The 22,071-nt window shown below is 36.4% G+C and carries 20 protein-coding genes and 1 riboswitch; of the genes, 15 read left to right on the top strand and 5 right to left on the bottom strand.

Annotation, left to right across the window (positions count from 1 at the left end; translation table 11 throughout):
* Nucleotides 1–8: 8 nt before the first annotated feature.
* Together NYE67_RS20165 and NYE67_RS20160 are read right to left on the bottom strand one after the other, a co-directional pair.
* Nucleotides 9–3,773 (bottom strand): S8 family serine peptidase, encoded by a 3,765-nt coding sequence (locus NYE67_RS20165; RefSeq protein WP_340730857.1) that lies wholly within the window; start codon nucleotides 3,771–3,773, stop codon nucleotides 9–11.
* Nucleotides 3,774–4,151: 378 nt separating this feature from the next.
* Nucleotides 4,152–5,744 carry a M2 family metallopeptidase gene (locus NYE67_RS20160; protein ID WP_340730856.1) on the bottom strand — a complete coding sequence of 531 codons (1,593 nt, stop codon included), beginning with the start codon at nucleotides 5,742–5,744 and terminating at the stop codon, nucleotides 4,152–4,154.
* Between the two features lie 205 nt (nucleotides 5,745–5,949).
* Nucleotides 5,950–5,996: riboswitch (PreQ1 riboswitch) on the top strand.
* A 125-nt stretch (nucleotides 5,997–6,121) separates the two neighbouring features.
* On the opposite strand from NYE67_RS20160, the gene queD reads away from it, so the two are divergent.
* Together queD and queE are read left to right on the top strand one after the other, a co-directional pair.
* Entirely contained in the window at nucleotides 6,122–6,595 is a 474-nt protein-coding gene (gene queD, locus NYE67_RS20155) for a 6-carboxytetrahydropterin synthase QueD (RefSeq protein WP_340726528.1), read from the top strand.
* The gene (gene queE / locus NYE67_RS20150; RefSeq protein ID WP_340730929.1) at nucleotides 6,588–7,316 is read left to right on the top strand and encodes a 7-carboxy-7-deazaguanine synthase QueE; all 729 of its coding nucleotides are present in this window, start codon (nucleotides 6,588–6,590) and stop codon (nucleotides 7,314–7,316) included. Before queD ends, queE begins: the two co-directional genes overlap by 8 nt.
* A 129-nt stretch (nucleotides 7,317–7,445) precedes the next feature.
* Here the strand turns inward: queE and NYE67_RS20145 are convergent, their stop codons facing one another.
* Nucleotides 7,446–8,027, bottom strand: a complete 582-nt coding sequence (locus NYE67_RS20145) for a hypothetical protein (protein WP_340730855.1) — start codon at nucleotides 8,025–8,027, stop codon at nucleotides 7,446–7,448.
* A 190-nt stretch (nucleotides 8,028–8,217) separates the two neighbouring features.
* Between NYE67_RS20145 and NYE67_RS20140 the strand changes: the two genes are divergently transcribed.
* The 8 genes from NYE67_RS20140 to NYE67_RS20105 all read left to right on the top strand — a co-directional run bounded on the left by NYE67_RS20140 (nucleotide 8,218) and on the right by NYE67_RS20105 (nucleotide 15,382).
* Nucleotides 8,218–8,640, top strand: coding sequence for an organic hydroperoxide resistance protein (locus NYE67_RS20140; protein WP_340726526.1), 423 nt, complete (start codon nucleotides 8,218–8,220; stop codon nucleotides 8,638–8,640).
* Between the two features lie 488 nt (nucleotides 8,641–9,128).
* The gene (locus tag NYE67_RS20135; protein ID WP_340726525.1) at nucleotides 9,129–10,340 is read left to right on the top strand and encodes a glycosyltransferase; all 1,212 of its coding nucleotides are present in this window, start codon (nucleotides 9,129–9,131) and stop codon (nucleotides 10,338–10,340) included.
* A complete protein-coding gene (locus NYE67_RS20130; protein ID WP_340726524.1) occupies nucleotides 10,306–11,043 on the top strand; it encodes an HAD-IIB family hydrolase in 738 nt (245 codons plus the stop codon). The genes NYE67_RS20135 and NYE67_RS20130 overlap by 35 nt, the downstream gene beginning before the upstream one ends.
* Before the next feature lie 131 nt (nucleotides 11,044–11,174).
* Entirely contained in the window at nucleotides 11,175–11,510 is a 336-nt protein-coding gene (locus NYE67_RS20125; RefSeq protein ID WP_340726523.1) for a CotD family spore coat protein, read from the top strand.
* 182 nt (nucleotides 11,511–11,692) lie between these two features.
* Nucleotides 11,693–12,775 carry a type III polyketide synthase gene (locus NYE67_RS20120; protein WP_340730928.1) on the top strand — a complete coding sequence of 361 codons (1,083 nt, stop codon included), beginning with the start codon at nucleotides 11,693–11,695 and terminating at the stop codon, nucleotides 12,773–12,775.
* 1 nt (nucleotide 12,776) lies between these two features.
* Complete coding sequence (locus NYE67_RS20115) at nucleotides 12,777–13,316, top strand: isoprenylcysteine carboxyl methyltransferase family protein (protein WP_445683388.1); 540 nt, start codon at nucleotides 12,777–12,779, stop codon at nucleotides 13,314–13,316.
* Nucleotides 13,317–13,452: 136 nt separating this feature from the next.
* Nucleotides 13,453–14,592: a zinc-dependent alcohol dehydrogenase gene (locus NYE67_RS20110; RefSeq protein ID WP_340726521.1), complete on the top strand. Its 1,140-nt coding sequence runs from the start codon at nucleotides 13,453–13,455 to the stop codon at nucleotides 14,590–14,592.
* 148 nt (nucleotides 14,593–14,740) lie between these two features.
* On the top strand, nucleotides 14,741–15,382 hold the full coding sequence (locus NYE67_RS20105) for a peptidylprolyl isomerase (protein WP_340726520.1): 642 nt from the start codon (nucleotides 14,741–14,743) through the stop codon (nucleotides 15,380–15,382).
* A 29-nt stretch (nucleotides 15,383–15,411) separates the two neighbouring features.
* On the opposite strand, the gene NYE67_RS20100 is transcribed toward NYE67_RS20105, so the two are convergent.
* A complete protein-coding gene (locus tag NYE67_RS20100; protein WP_340726519.1) occupies nucleotides 15,412–16,155 on the bottom strand; it encodes a DUF2268 domain-containing protein in 744 nt (247 codons plus the stop codon).
* A 102-nt stretch (nucleotides 16,156–16,257) separates the two neighbouring features.
* Here NYE67_RS20100 and NYE67_RS20095 point away from each other — a divergent pair, with 102 nt between their 5' ends.
* Nucleotides 16,258–16,506 carry a hypothetical protein gene (locus NYE67_RS20095; protein WP_191701101.1) on the top strand — a complete coding sequence of 83 codons (249 nt, stop codon included), beginning with the start codon at nucleotides 16,258–16,260 and terminating at the stop codon, nucleotides 16,504–16,506.
* 52 nt (nucleotides 16,507–16,558) lie between these two features.
* On the opposite strand, the gene NYE67_RS20090 is transcribed toward NYE67_RS20095, so the two are convergent.
* Nucleotides 16,559–17,407 carry a DegV family protein gene (locus NYE67_RS20090; RefSeq protein WP_340730853.1) on the bottom strand — a complete coding sequence of 283 codons (849 nt, stop codon included), beginning with the start codon at nucleotides 17,405–17,407 and terminating at the stop codon, nucleotides 16,559–16,561.
* A gap of 486 nt (nucleotides 17,408–17,893) precedes the next feature.
* Here NYE67_RS20090 and NYE67_RS20085 point away from each other — a divergent pair, with 486 nt between their 5' ends.
* The 4 genes from NYE67_RS20085 (at nucleotide 17,894) to NYE67_RS20070 (ending at nucleotide 22,058) form a co-directional block, all read left to right on the top strand.
* A complete protein-coding gene (locus NYE67_RS20085; RefSeq protein ID WP_340727301.1) occupies nucleotides 17,894–19,399 on the top strand; it encodes a malate:quinone oxidoreductase in 1,506 nt (501 codons plus the stop codon).
* Nucleotides 19,400–19,499: 100 nt separating this feature from the next.
* A complete protein-coding gene (locus tag NYE67_RS20080) occupies nucleotides 19,500–19,976 on the top strand; it encodes a methylated-DNA--[protein]-cysteine S-methyltransferase (protein WP_340726518.1) in 477 nt (158 codons plus the stop codon).
* 44 nt (nucleotides 19,977–20,020) lie between these two features.
* On the top strand, nucleotides 20,021–20,626 hold the full coding sequence (locus NYE67_RS20075; RefSeq protein WP_340726517.1) for a class I SAM-dependent methyltransferase: 606 nt from the start codon (nucleotides 20,021–20,023) through the stop codon (nucleotides 20,624–20,626).
* A 220-nt stretch (nucleotides 20,627–20,846) separates the two neighbouring features.
* Nucleotides 20,847–22,058 (top strand): ABC transporter substrate-binding protein, encoded by a 1,212-nt coding sequence (locus tag NYE67_RS20070; RefSeq protein ID WP_340730851.1) that lies wholly within the window; start codon nucleotides 20,847–20,849, stop codon nucleotides 22,056–22,058.
* Nucleotides 22,059–22,071: the final 13 nt, after the last annotated feature.

Genomic DNA, 22,071 nt, shown 5'->3' with positions numbered 1-22,071 from the left:
AAATTTAATTATAGCTCAGACTCGGTAACTTCATTATTGTGCTTAGGACCATTGCCGTTACCATTGCCGTTACCATTGCCGTTACCGTTACCGTTACCGTTGCCGTTGCCGTTGCCGTTACCGTTGCCGTTACCGTTGCCATTGCCATTGCCATTGCCATTACCAGGCTTAACAACAGTAACATCGAACGTCAGTGTATGTTCACCATAAGTTACTGTAACAGATGTAGTACCTTGGCCTTTACCTTTTACAGTACCGGCTTTTACAGTAGCAATCTTGTCATTTTGAACTTTGTAATTCGCTAGCTTTGTAACATCTTTTTCTGTTGTTGCACCGTTTAAAGTAGTTACTTCAGTAATCGTAACGTTTACTTCTTTACCGATGCTCGTCTCAACGTTAGTTTGGTTGATTTCCAGTGTTACGACTGGTACCTCTACAACAGGTGCTGTAACTGTAACATTTACAGTTACTTCGTTTTCACCGTATGCAACAGTAATTGTTGTTGTACCTTCTCCTACTGCAGTTACTAATCCATCGACTACTGTTGCTACATTTTCATCTGCAATAACATAAGTAGCTTTTGAGGTTACATCTTCTTCTGTTGCATCACCTTCAGCAGGTGTTGATGTTTCTGTTACTGCAAGCTGTGCCGTTTCGCCAGCTGTTAAGCTTAGTTCAGTAGGGTTAACAGAAAGTGTTTTTACCGGTTCAACGATTTCATTTTCAAAGATAATCGCTTCGCCAACATTTCCCGCAGCATCATTAATTACCACTGTTACAGCGTTCGTTTCTGCTGTTACCGGGAATGTGAAGCTACCGTCTTGATTTAAGTTAAAAGCAACCGGAGCTTGTACTTCACTATTTACAGTCGCAACATATGAAGCTTTTAATTTATCATTTAAATTGTAATCTAAACCGTATAAATATAACTCTTCATTATAGTCAATATACTTATCTGTTACTTGTCCTGTAACGATACCTTCAGCTACTGTACCTGTAATTTCCGGTTTAGTTGTTTTCACGACAATTGGTCCAACATAATCCGAAACTACTCCTGTAGCTGCAAGACCTGTGAAATCAATTGTATATAGACCATCTGGAATCGTTGTTGCAGGTGCACTGCCCCATGGCTTATACTGACCGCCAACATTCAGTGTATATGAACCTTTTCCAAGTGAAGTACCTGAATGAAGATAACCAATATACCCATCTCCATATTCTCCGCCTTCCGGATTCATAATATCCCAAAGCTCAATATAGTTCGTTGTTACATCTCCAGTTAATGTGAATGAAAGTACCGCTGAGTCTTTCACACCATCACCGTTAAATGATAAGTCTGTTTCCGTAATTTTAAAATCTTTAATTTCTGTTGTTGCTGCACTACCGAAGTCAGCCGCGAATGGCAATGAAGCTTCTGTAGCGCCACCGTTAATGTGGATAAAACCTAAGATTTCAGAGCCATTTGGTGCCACAGCTTGAGAAGCAGTTAAGGTAATATTTAAAAGCTGCTCACCAGCTAAATTAAATGTCGGCTGATCTACTGTAATCGTTGCATCACCGAAAGTTTTCGTTACATCAACGGAAACATTATAATTACCGCCATTACCTTTAATATCTTTTACTAAAACTTGTTTCGTTACAGAAATATTGCCATCTTTTAGTGATTGAGGACCGAAAGTAACAGTACCTTTCAGATTTTCAACAACAGCACCTGTACCATCTAAAATAGCTTCATCAAGTGCATATGCAAGAATTTCTGGATGAGCCGCTGCATAAGCATTTACACGCCCCGCACCTTGAGAAAACACATCATATTTTGCTTTATCTAATACTTTTGCTGTATTGGAAAGTGCTACTTTTACATCAAAAGCGCTCCAATTCGGATTTGCTTGCTTCACTAATGCAGCAATACCTGCAATGTGCGGTGTTGCCATAGAAGTTCCTGTTTTACGAGCATAAGCTTCCGTATAATCTGCATCAGGGAAGTCTGCTTTGTACATAGGAATTGTTGACATAATATTTGTTCCAGGCGCCGTTACATCTGGTTTAATGTCAAAGTTTGGAGTAGATGGCCCACGGGAACTTGAAGAGTTTACATCATCTCCAGCTGTCGTTGTGGAAGCAAATTTTCCAAAGCTTACTTTTCCAATTCCGTCAGCTAATGCAGCGCGGATTGCAGCACCATCCGTTACGGACATATCAAATGTTGGAAGGAACTCAAATGAATCCCCAAGGAAAGTTCCTGAAATGTCTGGTGCATTCGATCCACCGGCAAAGTTATGAATAATTGTTGCAACGGCACCATTGGCCTTTGCATTTGCAATTTTATCAACGAATGCAATATTGCCTCGAGAAATTAAGGCTACTTTACCTTCTACATCAATTCCTTCAAAATCTTTTACTTCTCCGTTTCCTGGAATCGCAACTAGGTCGAATTCACCTTGAAGCTGTGTTGCTAAATCTTTGCCAAAAGTTGTTCCCATTAATGGAAGCTGTTTTGTTAAGTTGTAATCACCAACTGTGATATTAACTTCTCCGTTATACATTTTTTCTGGATTTGTTGTGTTACCAACAGCAATCCCTAAACGAGCAGTTGCTGGTGTTCCCATTGTCCCACGATTTGGACCAGAGTTACCTGTTGCAATGACTCCGATTGTTCCCGCTATCATTGCGTTGTTAATCGCGAATGAACCAGCATCGGTTTCAGAGTTAGCTCCGCCACCAAGTGAAAGATTGATAATATCCATTTCTTCTAAAACGGCAGTTTCGATAGCTTTTACAATACCTGATGTAGCACCACTACCATATGCTCCAAGAACTCGATAAGCATAAAGGTCTATTTTTGGAGCAATTCCTTTGATGCCAAATTCGTTAGCTCCGATTGCTGCAATTGTCCCAGCAACATGTGTACCGTGAGAAGTATAGAATGAGCTACCGTTTGCATTAAATTCAGGTGTCCCAGCTGGGCGCTCTGAAGGTAAAGTTTCCGACGCATCGTCATCTGCACGAGGTTTATTGTAAGTTGAAGAGTGAGGAATAAAGTTTTTACCACCTTTATAAATTCCAGCAAATTCCGGGTGATCTGCATCAATACCCGTATCTAGTACTGCTACTTTAACTCCTTGTCCTTCAATACCTTCGTTCCATAGCTGTTCGATGCCAAGGAAGGAATTACTTGTATTCATATAAGCTTCTAATGTTTCTTCCTTAATAAGCTCCGATGATTTCATGTTTTGATCTTCTGATGCATAAACCGTCGCATCAGGCTCAATCAGTGTGATTCCGTCTACTGAAAGCAGTTTCGGAAGATCATTTGCTTTAATAGTTGCTGCGAAACCGTTTAAAACCGTATCAAACGTATACCCTTGAGTCATCTGTACATTTTTGACAGCTAACTCTTTTTTTACTTTTGCTTGCTGGGCTTTTACATTTGAACGAACTTCATTTGCTCTAGCATTGGAGAATTTTTTGCCTTTAACTTGGCTCATCCCTTGCTCTAGTGCAACAGGCTTTTCAGATAAATGAACAATAACTGCAATATCCTGATTGCCCGATACATTTTGTAAGCTTTCGTGAAGAGTTGGACCATCTTTAGACAAGCTTAGCTGTTCAGCAATAGCCGCCTTTAGTTGAATCGTGCTTTCACTTTGATTATTCTGCTTGAATGATTTTAGTTCTTCAGCATTCACACTCGAGAATGGCAACAATAAAGAAAGCACCATAACGAAGGCTAGAACACTACTAAAGAACTTCGTAAACTTAAACTTACTCAAATCTCATTTCCCCTTCACCTTTAATTTTCATACTTTTCAGTTTAGTATGACATTTCCAATTTATCACAGGTAAACCAATTCGAATATCGAAATTTTTAAATATTCTAAAATATTGATAATTAGTATCAGATATTCAAAAATATGTTAAATCTATCTACCTATGAAATTAATGAAAAAGTAGAACTTTTTGCATTAAATAAGAATATCTTCACCTAAGTAAAGTAGAGAATAAGTTTAGAAAAATCATAAAGAACGATTAAATTATTTTTTTAAAATAATAATAAGGTTCGCTTTATACTTTAAAACTTCAAATTATTTCATTAGAAATAGAAAAAGGATAGTTTAGACCATATAGTCCCAACTACCCTTTTTCACTTATTAACTTTTTATTTGTGTTTTACAATAAATCTCTACAAAGTGAGAGGGGGTTAAACTTTCCCCCGTTATATTACGTATTTTATCATTCCAGTTATAGAGTGCGGCTGGTTTAAAAAATTGATTGATAAGAACTTCCCCCGTTTCTTTTGTGAAAAATTCCGGAGATACCTCTGTTTCGATATGACGAAGTAGCTGTGCAGCCATTAATTCCCCTAGAAGATAGTTGTGGTAATAAACTGGTGCAAGTGAAAAGTGAATCTTTGCTGCCCAATCTGGATTATCTGTTGAATCCGGGGGTGTGACAAGCTGAATTTTATGGACAATTTTCCACCATAAAGCGTTTAAATTCTGATCAGGATTTTCATATAGTTCTCTTTCAAAAAGAACAAAGGTCACAATCCATCTTACGGCGATTAGCATTTGTAACTGCAGAAACTTTTCTAGTTCAGGAGAGAGCGCATTTACAGTTTCTTCATCTACTTGTAGGAATCGTTTTAACCAGCGGGGATCTTTTCCCATTTTCCCGAATAGCATCGCAATCGACTCTGTTGTTAAAATATGACTTTCAGAGCGTAATAGGAATGGGAGGTTAGAGTCTATATACTTATAATAAGCTGCATGGCCGAACTCATGAAGGTTTGTTTCCATCCAATACGTATCCGCCACTATGCTACAAAGGACACGAATGTCGCCTTCACGGTTCATATCTATACAAAAAGCAGTTGGATTTTTATTATCACCAGGGAATAAATCGCTTTTTGCATATAAGTCGTTAATTTCGATACCCATTGATTTGAACGTATCGGTAGTAAGCTCTAAAATATCTTTCCCTTTATAGAAAGAGTCTGTGTTTGTTAACTCAGATGGAGGTGCTTCTTGGAAAAAGGGGTCAATATAATGCCATGGACGTATATCCTCTGGCGTAATACCAAATTTAACTGACAATTGTTCATCAAGCTCTCTTTTCATCGAGCGGTAAGCTTCATCTGATTGAAGAACGAGGTCGTTAAAAATAGCAAATACCTCATCGCGGTCAAGTTCTTGAAGAGCAAAGCTCATGTGATGATGATTCTCATAACCGAGCATTTGCGCAGCTTCATTGCGTTTTTTTACGAGCTCAAGCAACCCTTTTTCCACAACTTTTCCAACTTCTTTACTAGCAAACCATACTTTTTTGCGTAATTCCTGGTCATCGCTATACATTAATATTTCCCGAATTTCGTTCGCAGAATACGTTTTCCCATCCACCTCAGGGGAGTAAGTGTTAAATAATAAATTTAATTCAGAACTTCTTTTTGATATATCAGCAATTACTTCTTCGGGAAGTTGGTTGGCTTCCATTCCATATAATAAAAGTTGAAGCTGACGTTTTTCAGTCTCCGTAATATTTTCCATTGCTAAAAATTGCTTTGTTTTCTCATAGGTATCTTTTGAAGAGAATAAAAGATTGTATTGTGTGTCAGCTTCACTCAATTTATCTGCCCACATAGGGTCTCCGGTTGTTTGAGCCATCCATGCTGCTTCAGTCGCAGCATTGTGCAATACTTGCATTTGATTATTGAAATCATTTAGAAAAGTTTGTAATGTCTCCATAAATCGCTACCTTCCTCAATAAAGTATCCTGCAATTTTTACAATATTAATAATTCGGTAAAGATATGCTAACACCTTTAAAAATTGAATAAATTATTGGAAAGTATTGTTTGAAAATACAATTTAATGTTTTTTATGGAATAATAAATTTGAAATTTCCTAATACTTTATATAGAATGTCCTTATAAAAGAATGCCCGGAATTGAACGGGAGAGGTTCATAGCTTATACCCTCTATAAAAAACTATGGAAACATGACAACTTGCCATGTCCATAAAGGACGTGGCTTTTTCTGTTTTTACATATGTTTTAATAGAATGAATCATAGTGCCTCTCTTGAAATGTGTCGGGAAGATTTTCAGGGAGGAGTTTTTAATACATGACTAATTTTAGAATTGTTGAAAAGCTACAAAAAATTGATGAAGATATCCAGAGTAATCAATTAAAATATCATTCAAAACGTGTTCTCATTAGCAAAGAATTTACGTTTGATGCAGCTCATCATTTACACAACTATGAGGGCAAATGTAAAAACTTACACGGTCATACGTATCGTGCAGTCTTAGGATTGAGTGGTTATACCGATGAACGAGGAATTGTAATTGATTTTGGTGACATCAAGGAGATTTGGAAACAAAAAATAGAGATTTATTTAGATCATCACTATTTAAATGAGACTTTGCCACCGATGAATACGACTGCAGAAAATATTGTCGTCTGGATTTTTGAAAAGTTGAATGAAGCCTTGCTTGATGAACATCGATTTCAAGGGGCACGAGTAGAATTTATTAAGCTATATGAAACTCCAACAAGCTATGCCGAAGCAAGAAGGGAGTGGATGGAAATTGAGTAAAGTCCCGGTTTTAGAGATTTTTGGTCCGACGATACAAGGAGAAGGAATGGTGGTTGGTCAGAAGACTATGTTTGTACGCACAGCTGGCTGTGATTATTCTTGTTCCTGGTGTGACTCATCTTTTACATGGGATGGCAGTGGCAAACACCTTATTGTTCAAATGACAGCACAAGAAATTTGGTCAGAGTTAAAACGCCGTGGGGGAAACGGCTTTTCATTTGTCACAATTTCAGGAGGAAATCCTGCACTACTGCGTAATCTGGAATCGCTTGTTAAAGTTTTAAAAGAGAATAATATAAAGATTGGCGTTGAGACACAGGGAAGCAAGTGGCAAGATTGGTTGTATGAAGTAGATGAATTAACAATTTCACCTAAGCCCCCTAGTTCCGGCATGAAGACTGACTTTTCTATGCTTTCTTATATTTTGGAAAAGCTTAGAGATAGAAGCAGCAATCAGAGTATCTCTCTTAAAATTGTGGTCTTTAATGAAGAAGATTATGCCTATGCTAAACAAGTACACCTTCAATTTCCGAATACTCCTTTTTATCTTCAAGTTGGAAATGATGATATTACATCTAATAATACATCAGGATTGGTTGAGCATTTATTGGAAAAATACGAACAGTTAATCGATAAAGTAATGATGGATACAGAATTAAAAAATGTGAAGGTATTACCCCAGCTGCATACCCTTATCTGGGGAAATAAAAGAGGTGTTTAGCAAGAGAAGAGCTCGGTCATACCGGCTCTTCTTTTATTATAAGTTAATCAAAATTAAATGATGATTTTGTGGGCCTTTTCTTTAATGTGTAGTCGAATTAAAGTTTCATTTATGTCAACAGTCCTGAAGTTACGGTTTTTCTTTTTCTTGTTTTTTACTTTCCTCATATTTCTTCATATACTCTTGATATTCTTTCTCTACATCTGAAGTTGCTGGAAGAAAGGGTTCGTTACTCGAATCGATACGTTTCCCATACCTAATCATTTGATAAATAATCATACCGTTATTAGGCTTGCCGTTAAACGTAACCATTGGGACTATATCAAACAGTACATAATAAAAGGCATAAAAAACAAAACGATCCCAAAATGTTTTGTATTCTTCTGCCCAGCCATTGGCAATTAAAAAGTTGATTGTAAGACCTAAGAAGAGATTAATTAGAATAGGGCCTGAATAAATACAAATATAGGAAAACTTGCTTTCATATTTCAACTCATCATACGAAAACCAACTATAAATATGATAGTTTTTACGAATATCAAACATCCCAAGTTTCATAAATCTTGGTCCAGATCCGATTGTTAATCTTGGTTCTTTTACACCAAAAAGCCAACTTACAATTATATAGCCCATTTCCCGAAGAAATACAACAACAGGCAATATAATAAATGCAGAAATGATAAGTGAGATAAGGTCAGATATTCCGAACATAATATTCTATACCCTCCCCATAAATACTTATATGTTGTTACCCCTCACTAATTATCCAAAACATAAGCAAGCGCTCTCTTTCATCACTCCTGATTCAACAATCCATAAATAAAAGAAATAATAAATGCATAAAAAAAGAAAAAGAGGGTAGAGATACGTTGTAATCAAAATGGAGAGGTGTTGAAGTGTAATGACTGAAAAATTATTTACTTCTACTGCAACAGCATCTGGGGGTAGGGAAGGGAAAGTACAATCTGAAGATGGAGTAATCCATTTCGATACAGCAATGCCAGGTACGCCACGCGCAAAGAAGATTGAAAATGCAACAAATCCGGAACAATTATTTGCAGCTGGGTATGCCGCTTGTTTTGATAGTGCTCTCCAATCAACAGCAAGTAAAGCCCGTATCAAGTTTACCTCTGAAGTGACAGCTAATGTTAGTCTGTTAAAGGACGAACAGGATCAAGGTTTTAAACTTGGCGTTGTTTTACAAGTTAAAGGGACAGGTATTGAGCGTGAAAAATTAGAAGAGCTTGTGTATAAAGCACATGAAGTATGTCCTTATTCAAAAGCCACTAGAAAGAATATCGAGGTAACGCTGGAAGTTATTTAAATAGCTAGCTATTCTGTAGGTGCAATGCTCAGAATAGCTTTTTTTAATTCTAAAATTCTTTTACACTTCTTAAAAAATATTCTTTAAATAATTGTTCTTCTTAACCTATTACTTAAAAGGATTTTAAGATAATAAATACGCTTTTAGTACTTTTATGTGAATATTTAGTTTAATGATAAGTGATTTAGGGAATAGAATAAGCGACTCTAAATTTCTGACAAATGTTCCTAATAAATAGAGGGGCGCTTTTTTAGGTGTGGAAAAGTTGATTAAACATAAAACCATATTCTATTAGAGTACTTGCTAGATAGAGTTAGGATACTTTTGTACAAAAGTAGGAATCAAGCGAAGCTTAAAGAATTGAAAATCAGCCTAGCTAAAAACAGTATTCTTATGGAAGTAACCGTCATTTCATTGAATAACAGCAAGACGGCAGTAAAGTATTACAGCTCAGATTTGCTGCTTAAGAACGAAAGGATGCGATTCATTTGAAGCAAAAAATACTATTTATTTCTGATCATGGCGATCCTTTAATTCCGCTTGGAAGTAAACAGGCAGGCGGACAGAATAATTATGTGAAACATTTAGCATTGCAGCTTGATGAACTTGGGTACAGTGTAGATATTGTTACCCATTGGAGCAATGAACAAAAGCCGGCTGTTGAACAGCTGGGAGAGCGTAGTAAAGTCTACAGATTTGCTGGAGGTCAAAAAGGCTTTGTTGATAAGCAGCAGATGTTTGCTATTCTGCCTAGTATTTATGAAGAAATGAAAGAGACATTAGATCTAAGCAGCTATGACGTTGTTCATACTCATTACTGGTTATCCGGTGTACTCGCATATTATCTTCAAAAAGAATATTCTTTCTACTGGTGCCACACAAATCATTCACTTGCAATTGCAAAAGAGCAAGGTACAGGATTTATTGATCAAAAGCGCAAGCATTTTGAAAAGATAATTATGCAAAAAGCCGATGTTGTCCTCGCTACAACTCCAAACGAGAAAAAACAAATTGAAGTCTTCACAAAACATGTAAGCGAAGTATCTGTTGTGCCGGTGGGAGTATCACCGGTTTATTTAGCGGCATCAGAAGATACGAAACAATTTACATTTCCATATTATTTTTATGCGGGGCGACTTGAAACATCAAAAGGAATTTTTGATCTTTTAAATGCATTCCGACATATGTTAAAAAAGAACGATGTACCAGATAATGTGAAGCTACTTATTGCAGGGGGCTGTCCAGAATCGGTTGATTTAAAGAATTTTAGTCCAAAAAGCGAAAAGCTAAAAGAAGCAATAAAAGGGATGGAAGACCGCGTACTATTCCTCGGCCCAAAAACCGAGAAACAGTTAAAAAGTCTTTATGCAGGTGCATTAGTTACGATTATGCCGTCTCATTATGAATCTTTTGGTATGGTAGCAGCAGAAGCTCAGGCATGTGGCTGTCCGGTAATTGCGACACATGTGGGTGGATTAAAAGACGTTGTTAAATCAGGCGTAACAGGATTCCATATTCCAAAAGCCAATATGCAAAAGTTAAGTGAAAGCATGGTCTATTTCTTAAAGAATTCTCAACAGATATTAAAAATGCGTCGAGATGCTAAGGAATATGCAAAAAGAGAATTTAACTGGACTCTTATTTCCCGTAAAGTGAAGGAGCTGTATGAACGTAAAAATGCCTACGTATCCTTACCTTAAACCTCATATTTTAGCTACAGATTTAGATAATACAATTGTTAGTGAAAAGGTGCCCCACAAAGAGCTGTGGGAAACGTTAGCACTAGAAAATACATCTCTTATATATATTACAGGAAGATATAAACAGTCGGCGATTGATTTAATTGAGCGCGAACAACTGCCAAAGCCAGATATTTTAGTGTGTGATGTTGGGGCTTCTATTTATGTTGGACCAACATATGAACTTGATGAGGAGTGGGCCCGCAATATTAAGCAAAATGACTTTGAACAGGTTAAAACAATAGCCACTTCTATTGGAATTGCACAACAGCCTATAAATACACATTGGCGTCTTGCTTATTTTGCAGAGAGTAAGCAAGTTCAAATACTTAAAAAATCCGTCCAACAGCTTAATTTGGCAGTGGATATTGTATTTAGCAGTGACAAAGATGTAGATATACTACCTGCTAATATTAATAAAGGGTCTGCCCTCACATATATACTTAATAAGTGTCAATATAAAGGAAAGGTTGTTGTGGCTGGTGATTCTGAAAATGACCTCAGCTTATTCAAACTCGGCTATCCAGCCATTGCAGTAGGAAATGCTTGCGAGGCTATTTTAAAGCTACCAGAATCACAGCATATCCATTTTGCTACTGAACATGCAGCAGCTGGCGTTAAGGAAGTATGGACTAAAATTTACGGTCCATTATCTGTAGATTAAACATTAGACGACAAGCATTTAAGTATCTCCCATTAAAAAATTATTTTGAACTATAGGCAATTAAATAGGTACCAATGGAATCCTTTCATACGTTAGTAAAGAAACATCAACATTATGGAAGGAGGATATAATTGGTTAATAGAAACTGGTTTGAATCATTTGATGAGGAAAGAGTTCAAGCGTTTCAAAATTATGGGCAAGAATTACCGGTCCAAACAGCGCCAACACAATTTGGATCACCACAAATGTCACCTACAAGACAATATGTTCAAAGAAATGTAACGAATATGGTGGTACCACATGTTCATCCATCTCATTTAACAACGGTTAACCAACAATACATTAATAATCAACATTATTTCCCACATACAGAATCCGTAAGACATGAATGCTATGAAACACATACAATGTGTGGAACACCATTTAGACCGGGTGGCTGCGGTTGTTCAAAACGCAGAGGTTGGTAATAATATTTACTTCAAGAGTGAATGTCGTATAAACATTTGATGCTTATTGTAAAACATATAATAGCACCGTCCGAAGGGATAGTGCTATTATTTTCAGTTTTATAAATTCCACCATATTCTGTATATTTTTTTAAATTTATAAATACATTGAAAGAAAATAACTCATATAAGGAGAAATTATTATTCCAAAAATCGCTTCAGTTAGTTCATATAAACCGCCATTCACGTTAGCTCAATCTAATATTGAGCAACTAACGAAAGAGCTTTTTCAACATAAGATTTCAAGACTAGATCGATTATTAAAGGTTTTTGAAAATGGTGAAATAAAGACACGTAATTTCTGTGTTCCACCAGATTGGTATCGAGAAGAACATACTTTTGAAGAACGTAATGAGCTTTATATTCAGTTAGCTACAGAATATAGTGTGGAAGTAATTAAGAAATGTTTAACAAATCGATCGTTTTTAAAAGAGGATATCTCTACTGAAGATATCGATGCCATATTCTTTATTAGTAGTACAGGCATCTCTACGCCAAGTATAGAGGCACGAGTAATGAATATCCTCCCTTTTTCAAATCAGCTTGTTAGAATCCCAATATGGGGATTAGGTTGTGCTGGTGGAGCATCTGGGATTAGTAGAGCGTTTGATTACTGCAAAGCTTATCCAGATGCAAAAGTGCTCGTAGTTTGTGTGGAACTATGCAGTCTCACATTCCAAAAGGAAGACTATTCAAAAAGTAATTTAGTAGGAGCATCGTTATTTGCAGATGGTGCTGCTTGTGCTCTCGTATGTGGGGATAATGTAGAGTTTGGACAGGATATATCAGTCCCTCATATTATTGGACGAGGTTCCAAATGGATGCCGGATTCTGAAGATGTAATGGGTTGGGATGTTAAAAATAGTGGGTTACATGTAGTATTTTCCAAAAACATACCCGTTATTATTTCAAAATGGCTAGGTCCGTTTATTCATGAGTTTTTAAATAATCATGATGTATTACCTGAACAAATTGTTAATTTTGTTGCACATCCTGGTGGGAAAAAAGTTTTGCAAGCATATGAAGAAGCGCTTCAGCTCACATCAGCGCATACAAATGTTTCACGTGAAATATTACAGGCAAATGGAAACATGTCATCACCAACGGTACTTTATGTGTTAGAGGAATATATGCTAAAGAAAAATAAGCAAAACACACTGGGTCTCTTAGTAGCTCTAGGTCCTGGCTTTAGTGGAGAAGTAGTTTTATTAGAATGGAGGGAGTAAACTGTTTTTTTATTTAGTACTAGCTTTTATTATTATACAAAGATTAGTAGAACTACTTATAGCAAAAAGAAATGAAAAATCCATGTTGGCGAAGGGGGCATATGAGGTTGGTGCTTCCCACTATCCATTCATGATTTTACTCCATGTGAGTTTCTTTGTAAGCCTTATAGTAGAAGTAATCTATTTTACGGGACAACTTACACCACAGTATATTTTAATATTCATCTTTTTGTTACTACAATTACTAAGAGTATGGTGTTTAGCGTCTCTAGGTCCATTTTGGAACACAAAAATTATAATCTTACCTGGAGCAAATGTTGTTGTTAAAGGTCCCTATTCATATATTAGACATCCAAATTACTTAGTTGTCTGTTTGGAAATAGCTGTAATTCCTCTCATGTTCCAAGCATATTTTACAGCAATCTGTTTTACTATTTTAAATTTAATAATTCTCTCCATCCGTATTCCTTTAGAGGAAAAAGCTTTAAAAGAAGTAACAGACTATGCTTCACCATTAAACCAAAATTTAAAAAACCGGTAACAATCAAGCACTAATTCTTCACAGAATTAGTGCATTTTTAATTTTATGTCTAATTTTTCAACATCAGGGTAAATAAATTACAGATTGACTTTGTTGAAGTTCAAATCTAATACTTTATCCAACAGGAGGGGTCTTTTTGAAAGCAGTAACGTACCAAGGTGCCAAAAAAGTAGAAGTAAAAGAAGTTCCTGATGCAAAAATTGAAAAGCCAGATGACATTATTGTACGTATTACCTCTACGGCAATATGCGGATCAGATCTCCATATTTATCGTGGGGCAATCCCAACGAGAGAAGATTTTGTTATTGGACATGAACCGATGGGAATCGTGGAAGAAGTCGGACCTGATGTGACGAAAGTAAAAAAAGGAGACCGAGTTGTTATTCCTTTTAATGTTGCATGCGGTGAATGCTTCTACTGCCAAAATCAGTTGGAAAGCCAATGTGACAATGCCAATGAAAATCCAGCTATTGATTCGGGTGCCTATTTTGGCTATACAGAGCGCTACGGCAATTTCCCAGGTGGACAGGCGGAATACCTCCGTGTACCGTACGGAAACTTCATACCATTTAAAGTACCAGACAACTGTGAACTAGAAGATGAGGCATTACTGTTTATATCGGATGTATTGCCGACTGCCTATTGGAGTGTAGAGCATGCAGGAGTGAAAAAGGGCGATACAGTTATTGTATTAGGCTCAGGACCAATTGGATTAATGGTACAAAAATTTGCGTGGATGAAAGGTGCGAAACGTGTATTAGTAGTAGATCCTCTTTCATATCGTCTAGACCATGCGAAAAAAACAAATAATGTTGAAATATTTAACTTTGATGATTTTGATGATGTTGGTAATCACCTTCATGAAATTACACATGGAGGAGCAGATGTAGTAATTGACTGTGTAGGAATGGATGGTAAAATGTCGCTAGTAGAGAAGGCACAGCAAAAACTGAAATTGCAAGGCGGAACATTGAGTGCGATTGATGTAGGGATAAAAGCTGTTAGAAAGTTTGGTACAATTCAGCTGACAGGTGTATATGGTTCAAAGTACAACATGTTCCCATTAGGCAATATATTTGAGCGCAATGTAACGGTGAAGATGGGCCAAGCACCTGCAATTCATTATAGTCCTATGCTGTATGAAATGGTTGCTGAAGGAAAGATTGATCCAACAGAGATTATTACGCATAAAGTGCCATTATCTGAAGCTAGTGAAGCCTATCAAAAGTTCCACGATCACGAAGATCAAAGCATTAAGTTTATATTAAAACCTTAAATAAAGCGCGCTCTAATTGATGAATCACCTAATTGTTGATATAGCAATGATTAGGTGATTTTTATATAAAAACTATATACGAGTTGATGCTCTTTTTCATAATTCCATAGTATGATGGAAGTATATTGGAAAAGGAGTGAGTAAGTTAATGAAGAAATTTTATTGGATGTTTTTTATGGCCATTTTAATGCTAGGGTTAGCTGCATGTGGTACTGAAACCACAGATAATACCGAGCAAGGAAGCGCGGAAGACTACACAGCTGCTATAACAGAAAATCCAATCGTGACAATTACGATGGAAAATGATGAAAAAATTGTTATTGAATTAGAGCCGAAAACTGCACCAAATACTGTGGCTAACTTTATTTCTCTTGTAGAAGAAGGATTTTATGATGGACTTATTTTTCATCGGGTTATTCCAGGATTTATGGTACAAGGTGGAGACCCAGACGGAACAGGAATGGGAGGCCCCGACTATTCAATTAAAGGGGAGTTTTCATCAAATGGATTTGAAAATACACTGACACATGAGCGTGGTGTTTTATCAATGGCTCGTACACAACAGCCGGATTCAGCAGGTTCTCAGTTCTTTATTATGGTTGAGGCGGCATCTCATTTAGATGGCGATTATGCATCTTTTGGTAAAGTCATTGAAGGAATGGAAGTTGTCGATAAAATCGTTGCAGTTGAGCGGGATGGTAGCGATAAACCTAAAGAAGATCAAATAATGAAAACTGTAGAAGTAGATACGAAAGGCTTTGATTATCCAGAGCCAGTTATACAAAAATAGGAAAGAAGTGACCGGTTAATTTTAGTCGGTCACTTCTTTTGAAATTTAGCGGCAGCAATTAAGTATTCAGAAGGTAATATTAATAGTTGATTGATATCATGAAATCCCTCGTTTTCTTGAAAGGCTTCTACAATTCGATAACCTATACAGTAGCCAATCCAAGGCGGTAGGTTTAAAGCCATATCTCCAAACAAATAAGCTCTATGTTCATGTAATCCCCGTATATGCAGGGCAGGAGCAAAATGGGAATTCCAATAGCTAATGGCTTCTTCCATAGAATAACGCTTCGTCCATGAACTTATAGCGTACTCCCCAAATAAGCTTTCAACTGCATGCTCCGCCAACCCTTCCATAATTACAGAATCAAGTAATGTAGGAGGTTCTGAAATGAAGCGTCGCCTACAAATGTGGTGATATTCATGCGCAAGTAAGGCATGTAGCTCCTTTATCGTAATCCTTGATGAAATAAATAAACAAATACCGAATGGGTAGGCGACGCCATTTTTTACAAAGCCATTTTTAATGGGCAAAATAGCAATGGGTACATCCGGTCCATCCCATGCAAGCATAAGTTGTTCAAGTAATCTCTCAGCGATGTGCCAAACATCTAATGTTAAGGGCAATTCGCCATTTTGAAGAAGACCTTGTTGTAACAACTCAAATTGAACAGCCTCGGGTGGTTGCTGAGGAAAAATGGACTGTACAGAGTGATAGGCAAGTTGTTCGCGTTGATCGTTTTTTTCAAATAACATTTTTGTATCGAGAATTGGCATGATGTCCTCCTTTTTCTTTTAGTGTATGACTTAGACGATAGGCTCGTATGTGCTTAAAGCCTGAACATATAGTAGAAAAAAGTATGGAAGGGAGGTACACTGATGAATCCACAAGATGCATATAATTTATGCTGTCAATATCAAGGTAAGCGGGTGAGAATATCCGATAATTGCGGAAATACTCATGTTGGCCGGATTACAAAGGTCGACAATCGACAAGTATGGATTATGCCTGATAATAATGGGTATGGTATAGGCTTTTGGGGCTTTGGGCCTGGTGCCGGCTTTGGCTATGGTATTGCATTAGGAGCAATTACTGGAATCGCATTAGCAGGACTATTCTTCATATAGAATGAAAAAAAGCTGTCTTGGATTAACTTCCAGACAGCTTTCTTTGAGGATTTTATTTGTTATTTGTGAAGAAAATGGCGATAGTGCCACGCCCAACATGTGCCCCAATGACAGCCCCGATTGTTGTCGTTTCAATTGCCTTAGGTTGTAGGGCATCTTGAATGGCAGCCTTTACTTCGTGCATTAATTCTTCATCATTACTATGTGAAATACCAACGACTTTATTTGTAAAATCGCCACCGCGATCTTTCATCAGTGCAATCATTCGTTGTGTAGCTTTTTTAAAACCACGTGTTTTTTCAAGCGGGATTAGCTTACCATCTTCCATATTTAGAATCGGTTTGATGTTTAGTAACCCACCCATAAAAGCACTTGATTTCGAAACACGCCCACCTTTTGCCAAATAATTTAAATCCCCAACAGTAAACAAATGCTCCATTGAATTTGCCATAGCTGTTAGTTGATCTACGGCTTCTTCAAATCTGATACCCAATTTATTTAAACGAACTGCCTCTTTCACAACTAAACCTAAGCCGAAGGAAGCACACTTTGTATCAATAATAGCTAATTTCAAGTTAGGATAATTTTCTAGTACTTGGTTTTTTGCGAGTATAGCTGTTTGGCATGTACCTGACAACTCTGATGAGAAGGCTAAATAGATACCTTCCTCTCCTGATTTTGCTAATTGTTCAAATGTGTTTAAAAAAACTTCCAATGAAACTTGTGATGTTTTTGGTTGTTCACCTTCACTAATGGCAGCGTATACTTGGTCTGTCGAAATGCCAATAATATCATCGTACTCAACGCCTCTTACTAATACACGTAGTGGGAAAAGATGAACATCTTCCTTATCAAAAAATGATTTAGATAAGTCCGATCCACTATCTGCAAAAATTTTCATAAAACATCCCCCTAATCTCATTCAAATTTAATTTTAACTTGAATTTCTGTATTGAACTATTTATATTTGTCATGTCTTGCTCATAATATTTATCCTATTTCTCTATTATATGCAAAGAATGATGATTAACATTCTTACAAAATATTCTAATAATTTATCCAAGCTTCGCGAGTATATAATAGAAGGAAAAGAACATTCTTAATAAATATAACTTAAAAATATTGAAAAAAATACTCTGTAATTGTTAGAAAATAAAAATAATTTATATTCCTCTAATACGTAAATTGCTTAAAAATGTTAAAACTTTTCTCGCAAATGTCAACCTTTTCATATGCGTACTTACAGCAATCTGTATATATTTTAATCTTTTCGCAATTGTGTTACACTACAATAAGGTAATAACAGATCTAGAATGAATGGACCCGCCTCCTTTTTTAGATTGTCGATAGTAAATTAGAGCGCTTACATTATTCTAAAAATCTTAATATATATAAAGGGAAGGTAAAAATGAGTAACAAGCATATAAAATCAGACGTTATCTTAATTGGTGCCGGAATTATGAGTGCAACTTTAGGTACAATGCTTAAAGAATTAGCACCAGATTGGAAAATCAAAGTATTTGAGAATTTAGCAAAAGCAGGTGAGGAGAGCTCTCACGAATTAAACAATGCCGGAACTGGGCATGCAGCTTTATGTGAGCTTAACTACACAAGCGAGAAAAAAGACGGAACAATCGATATTACAAAAGCTATTAACGTTAACACGCAATTCCAAGATTCACTACAATTTTGGTCTCATTTAGTTAACACAAAGCAAATCGAAAAACCTGAAAATTTCATTATGCCATTACCACATATGAGTATGGTACAAGGTGCTAGCAATGTTGAGTACCTTAAAAAGCGTCATGCAGCAATGACAGCTAACCCATTATTCGAAGGTATGGAGTTCTCTGATGATCCTGAAACATTAAAACAGTGGATTCCATTAATTATGAATGAACGTAAATCAAATGAGCCAATTGCTGCAACTAAAATTGACTCTGGTACGGATGTGAACTTTGGTGCGTTAACTCGTACTTTAATCGCAAACTTACAAAAACAGGATGTAGACGTAAACTACAATCATAATGTTACTGACGTTAAACGTTTAAAAGACGGTTCTTGGGAAGTAAAAGTCCATAACAAGGAAAACGGTAAAGTAGAATACCATACGTCGAAATTTGTGTTCTTAGGAGCTGGAGGCGGTAGCTTGGAGTTACTGCAAAAGTCTGGCATTCCTGAATCAAAACATATCGGTGGGTTCCCAATTTCAGGTTTATTCTTAGTTTGTAAAAACGAAGAAATTATTAATCAACACCATGCAAAAGTATACGGTAAAGCAGCAGTAGGTGCACCACCGATGTCAGTACCTCACTTAGATACTCGTTATATCGATGGTCAAAAGTCATTATTATTCGGACCGTTTGCTGGCTTCTCTCCGAAGTTCTTAAAAACAGGTTCAAATATGGACTTATTTGCTTCAATTAAACCGCATAACTTATTTACATTACTTGCTTGTGGTGTGAAAGAAATGTCGTTGAGCAAGTATTTAGTTTCTCAGTTAGTTCTTTCAAAAGAAGCACGTATGGAGGAATTACGTCAATTCATTCCTACTGCTAAGTCAGAAGACTGGGAAATCAGTGTTGCAGGTCAACGTGTTCAAGTTATTAAAGACACAGACGCTGGTAAAGGTACATTACAATTTGGTACGGAAGTAGTAACTGCACACGACGGATCAATTGCAGCTTTACTAGGTGCATCTCCAGGTGCTTCTACAGCGGTATCTGTAATGTTAAAAGTAATCAAACAATGTTTCCCAGAAGAATTAAAAACTTGGGAGCCTAAGATTAAAGAGATGATCCCTTCTTACGGGGAAAACCTTGTTGAAAATACAGCACTTCTTAAAGAAGTACATGAAACAACAACTAAAGCATTAGGTTTACAAAAAGCATAATTAATAATGAGAGAACCTTTAATCAATATCAGATTAAAGGTTCTTTTTTCATTCTCGTAAATGCGCTATAGTACAAAGATAAGGGAAGGGGAGAAACACTATGCATAAGTTGGATTATGCTTCACCGATAGGGGTTATTGAGATAATCGGAACAGAACAATTTATTTCATCGGTATTATTTGTGGAAAGAGAAATTCAGTTTTTACAAAAGATTGACACACCTGCGCTATTACTAGATTGCTATAAAGAGTTAGATGAATATTTTAGCGGGCAACGTCTAGAGTTCTCTGTATTTTATAAACTTGAAGGTACAGCTTTTCAAATTTCCGTATGGGAAGCATTAAAAAACATACAATACGGTCAAACTGCTTCATATAAAGAAATTGCTCAGCAAATAGAAAATGTTAAAGCGGTACGTGCTGTCGGTATGACTAATAGCAGAAATAGGATATGTATTATCGTCCCTTGCCATAGAATTATAGGAGCAAATGGTAAGCTGACAGGATATGCAGGAGGTTTATGGCGTAAAGAATGGTTGCTGAATCATGAGTTAAAACATCAATATATTTTATCGTGATAAAATATATGGGTATAATAAGTAGTAAGATATGAGGTGAATTAATGAACGAGCAACAATATGATAAGTTATTAAATATTCAAACGGCAGGCTTTCAGTATGGGTTTCCAAAGTTAGCAAAATATCATCGCTATGAACCGACCCCATATAGTGGGCTAGAACAATTATTTGAAACATATGAAATGCCATCGAATGCTCGATTCCTCGATATTGGATGCGGGAAAGGCCGTGTCCCGATTTATATATACAATCGTTTCCGCATTCCGGTCATAGGGATTGAAATGGATCAAAAATTTTTTGCAGAAGCCGAACATAATGCCGAGCAATACTTGAAAAAAATCAAAAAGAAGAAAGCACCTATTCAATTTTTGAACATCATTGCAGAAACATATGAAATCAAAAAGCAGGATAATGTTTTTTTCTTTTTCAATCCATTTTCCATTCATGTTTTTCGCGAATTTATCAATATCCTTTTTAAGTCATTCAATTTACATCCACGAACTATTGATATAATTTTATATTACCCTTCCCCTGAATACATGCATTTTTTACTAGAAGAAAAAATGCTGGAATGTTATTTAAATATAAAACTCCGACATGAAAAAAATGAAAATGAACGAATCGTCGTTTTTCGTATTATGAACGAATAATGACGTTTTTTTATGGTCTTTAAATATACAAAATTTACAGAAAAATCACACTAGACTAATAATTTAGTATCGTATACAATACAGAAGTTGGAATAAATGAGAATTTTATTGCAATGACATCTATTCTGAATATTTAAAAATTAGATTGTAGGAACTTGGAAGATTGAGTATAATTATCTGAAATATCAAATATTTCAAGTTTACTAAGGGGGAAATAATAATGGCAAAGCACAACAAAACAAAAAAGTACGGGTCATTATTCATGGCAACAGCACTATTAACTGGACTTTTAGCAGGATGTGGAACTGATGATTCCGGTTCTTCTAGTTCAAGTGGAAGTGGCAATACAGCAGGGGAAACTATAAAAATTGGTGCAAACTTAGAATTATCCGGTGCGGTTGGTTCTTACGGGTCATCTATTAATGATGGAGCAAAATTAGCAATTGATGAAATCAATGCATCAGGTGGTATTGATGGTAAGCAAATTGAATATATTCCTATCGACAATAAATCAGAAACAGCTGAGGCAACATCTGCAGCGATTAAGCTAGCGGAGCAGGAAAAAGTAGTGGCAATGTTAGCGCCTGCAACTTCTGGTAACTCTGTTGCAACTGTGCAAATTGCAAATAACCATAAAGTTCCAATGGTTACTGGGTCAGGTACAGCTCCGAATGTAACAGTGAATGATGACGGAACAGTAAACGAATATGCATTCCGTACATGTTTCATCGATCCATTCCAAGGTACAGTAGCAGCAAACTTTGCGACAAATGAATTAGGTGCTAAAAATGTAGCAATTTTTGCGGATAATGCATCTGATTATGCGAAAGGTTTAGCTGCATCATTCAAAGAAACTATTACAGCAAACGGCGGTACAGTTGTTACTGAAGAGGCATATGTTGCAAAAGATGTAGACTTTAAATCTCAATTAACGAACATTAAAGGGAAAAATCCTGACTTCATCTTCATTCCTGGATATTACGAAGAGGTTGGAATAATCGTAAAGCAAGCACGTGAAGCAGGTATTACCGTTCCATTAATGGGCGCTGACGGTTGGGACTCTCCTAAATTAATCGAATTAGCCGGAGAGGATGCTTTAAATAATACTTTCATTACAAATCACTATTCATCTGAAGATCCAGATGCAAAAATTCAGGATTTCGTTAAAGCTTTCAATGATAAATATAGTCAGGCGCCTAATGCATTCCACGCTTTAGGTTATGATTCAATTTACTTTATCGTAGATGCTATTAAACGTGTAGATGGAGATGTTACGAGTGAAGCAGTTCAAAAACAGCTAGCATCAACGAAAGATTTAAGTTTAGTAACAGGTACTTTCACAGTTGACGAAAACCACAACCCAGTAAAATCAGCTACAGTTCTAGAATTCGTAGACGGTAAACAACAGTTCAACTCTAAAGTTAATCCTTAATTTTTTTCAAGTA

Origin of the sequence: Solibacillus sp. FSL W8-0474, from assembly GCF_038004065.1 — a bacterium.
Taxonomy (GTDB): Bacteria; Bacillota; Bacilli; order Bacillales_A; family Planococcaceae; genus Solibacillus; species Solibacillus faecavium.
Note: the sequence above shows the minus strand (reverse complement) of the source record. Positions and strands in the feature narration are given on the sequence as shown.

Bases quoted from the DNA above. Each gene is read 5' to 3' on its own strand.
- NYE67_RS20160 (WP_340730856.1), bottom strand. From the start codon at position 5,744: ATGGAGACATTACAAACTTTTCTAAATGATTTCAATAATCAAATGCAA.
- queD (WP_340726528.1), top strand. From the start codon at position 6,122: ATGACTAATTTTAGAATTGTTGAAAAGCTACAAAAAATTGATGAAGAT.
- NYE67_RS20145 (WP_340730855.1), bottom strand. From the start codon at position 8,027: ATGTTCGGAATATCTGACCTTATCTCACTTATCATTTCTGCATTTATT.
- NYE67_RS20140 (WP_340726526.1), top strand. From the start codon at position 8,218: ATGACTGAAAAATTATTTACTTCTACTGCAACAGCATCTGGGGGTAGG.
- NYE67_RS20130 (WP_340726524.1), top strand. From the start codon at position 10,306: ATGAACGTAAAAATGCCTACGTATCCTTACCTTAAACCTCATATTTTA.
- NYE67_RS20105 (WP_340726520.1), top strand. From the start codon at position 14,741: ATGAAGAAATTTTATTGGATGTTTTTTATGGCCATTTTAATGCTAGGG.
- NYE67_RS20100 (WP_340726519.1), bottom strand. From the start codon at position 16,155: ATGCCAATTCTCGATACAAAAATGTTATTTGAAAAAAACGATCAACGC.
- NYE67_RS20095 (WP_191701101.1), top strand. From the start codon at position 16,258: ATGAATCCACAAGATGCATATAATTTATGCTGTCAATATCAAGGTAAG.
- NYE67_RS20090 (WP_340730853.1), bottom strand. From the start codon at position 17,407: ATGAAAATTTTTGCAGATAGTGGATCGGACTTATCTAAATCATTTTTT.
- NYE67_RS20080 (WP_340726518.1), top strand. From the start codon at position 19,500: ATGCATAAGTTGGATTATGCTTCACCGATAGGGGTTATTGAGATAATC.
- NYE67_RS20075 (WP_340726517.1), top strand. From the start codon at position 20,021: ATGAACGAGCAACAATATGATAAGTTATTAAATATTCAAACGGCAGGC.
- NYE67_RS20070 (WP_340730851.1), top strand. From the start codon at position 20,847: ATGGCAAAGCACAACAAAACAAAAAAGTACGGGTCATTATTCATGGCA.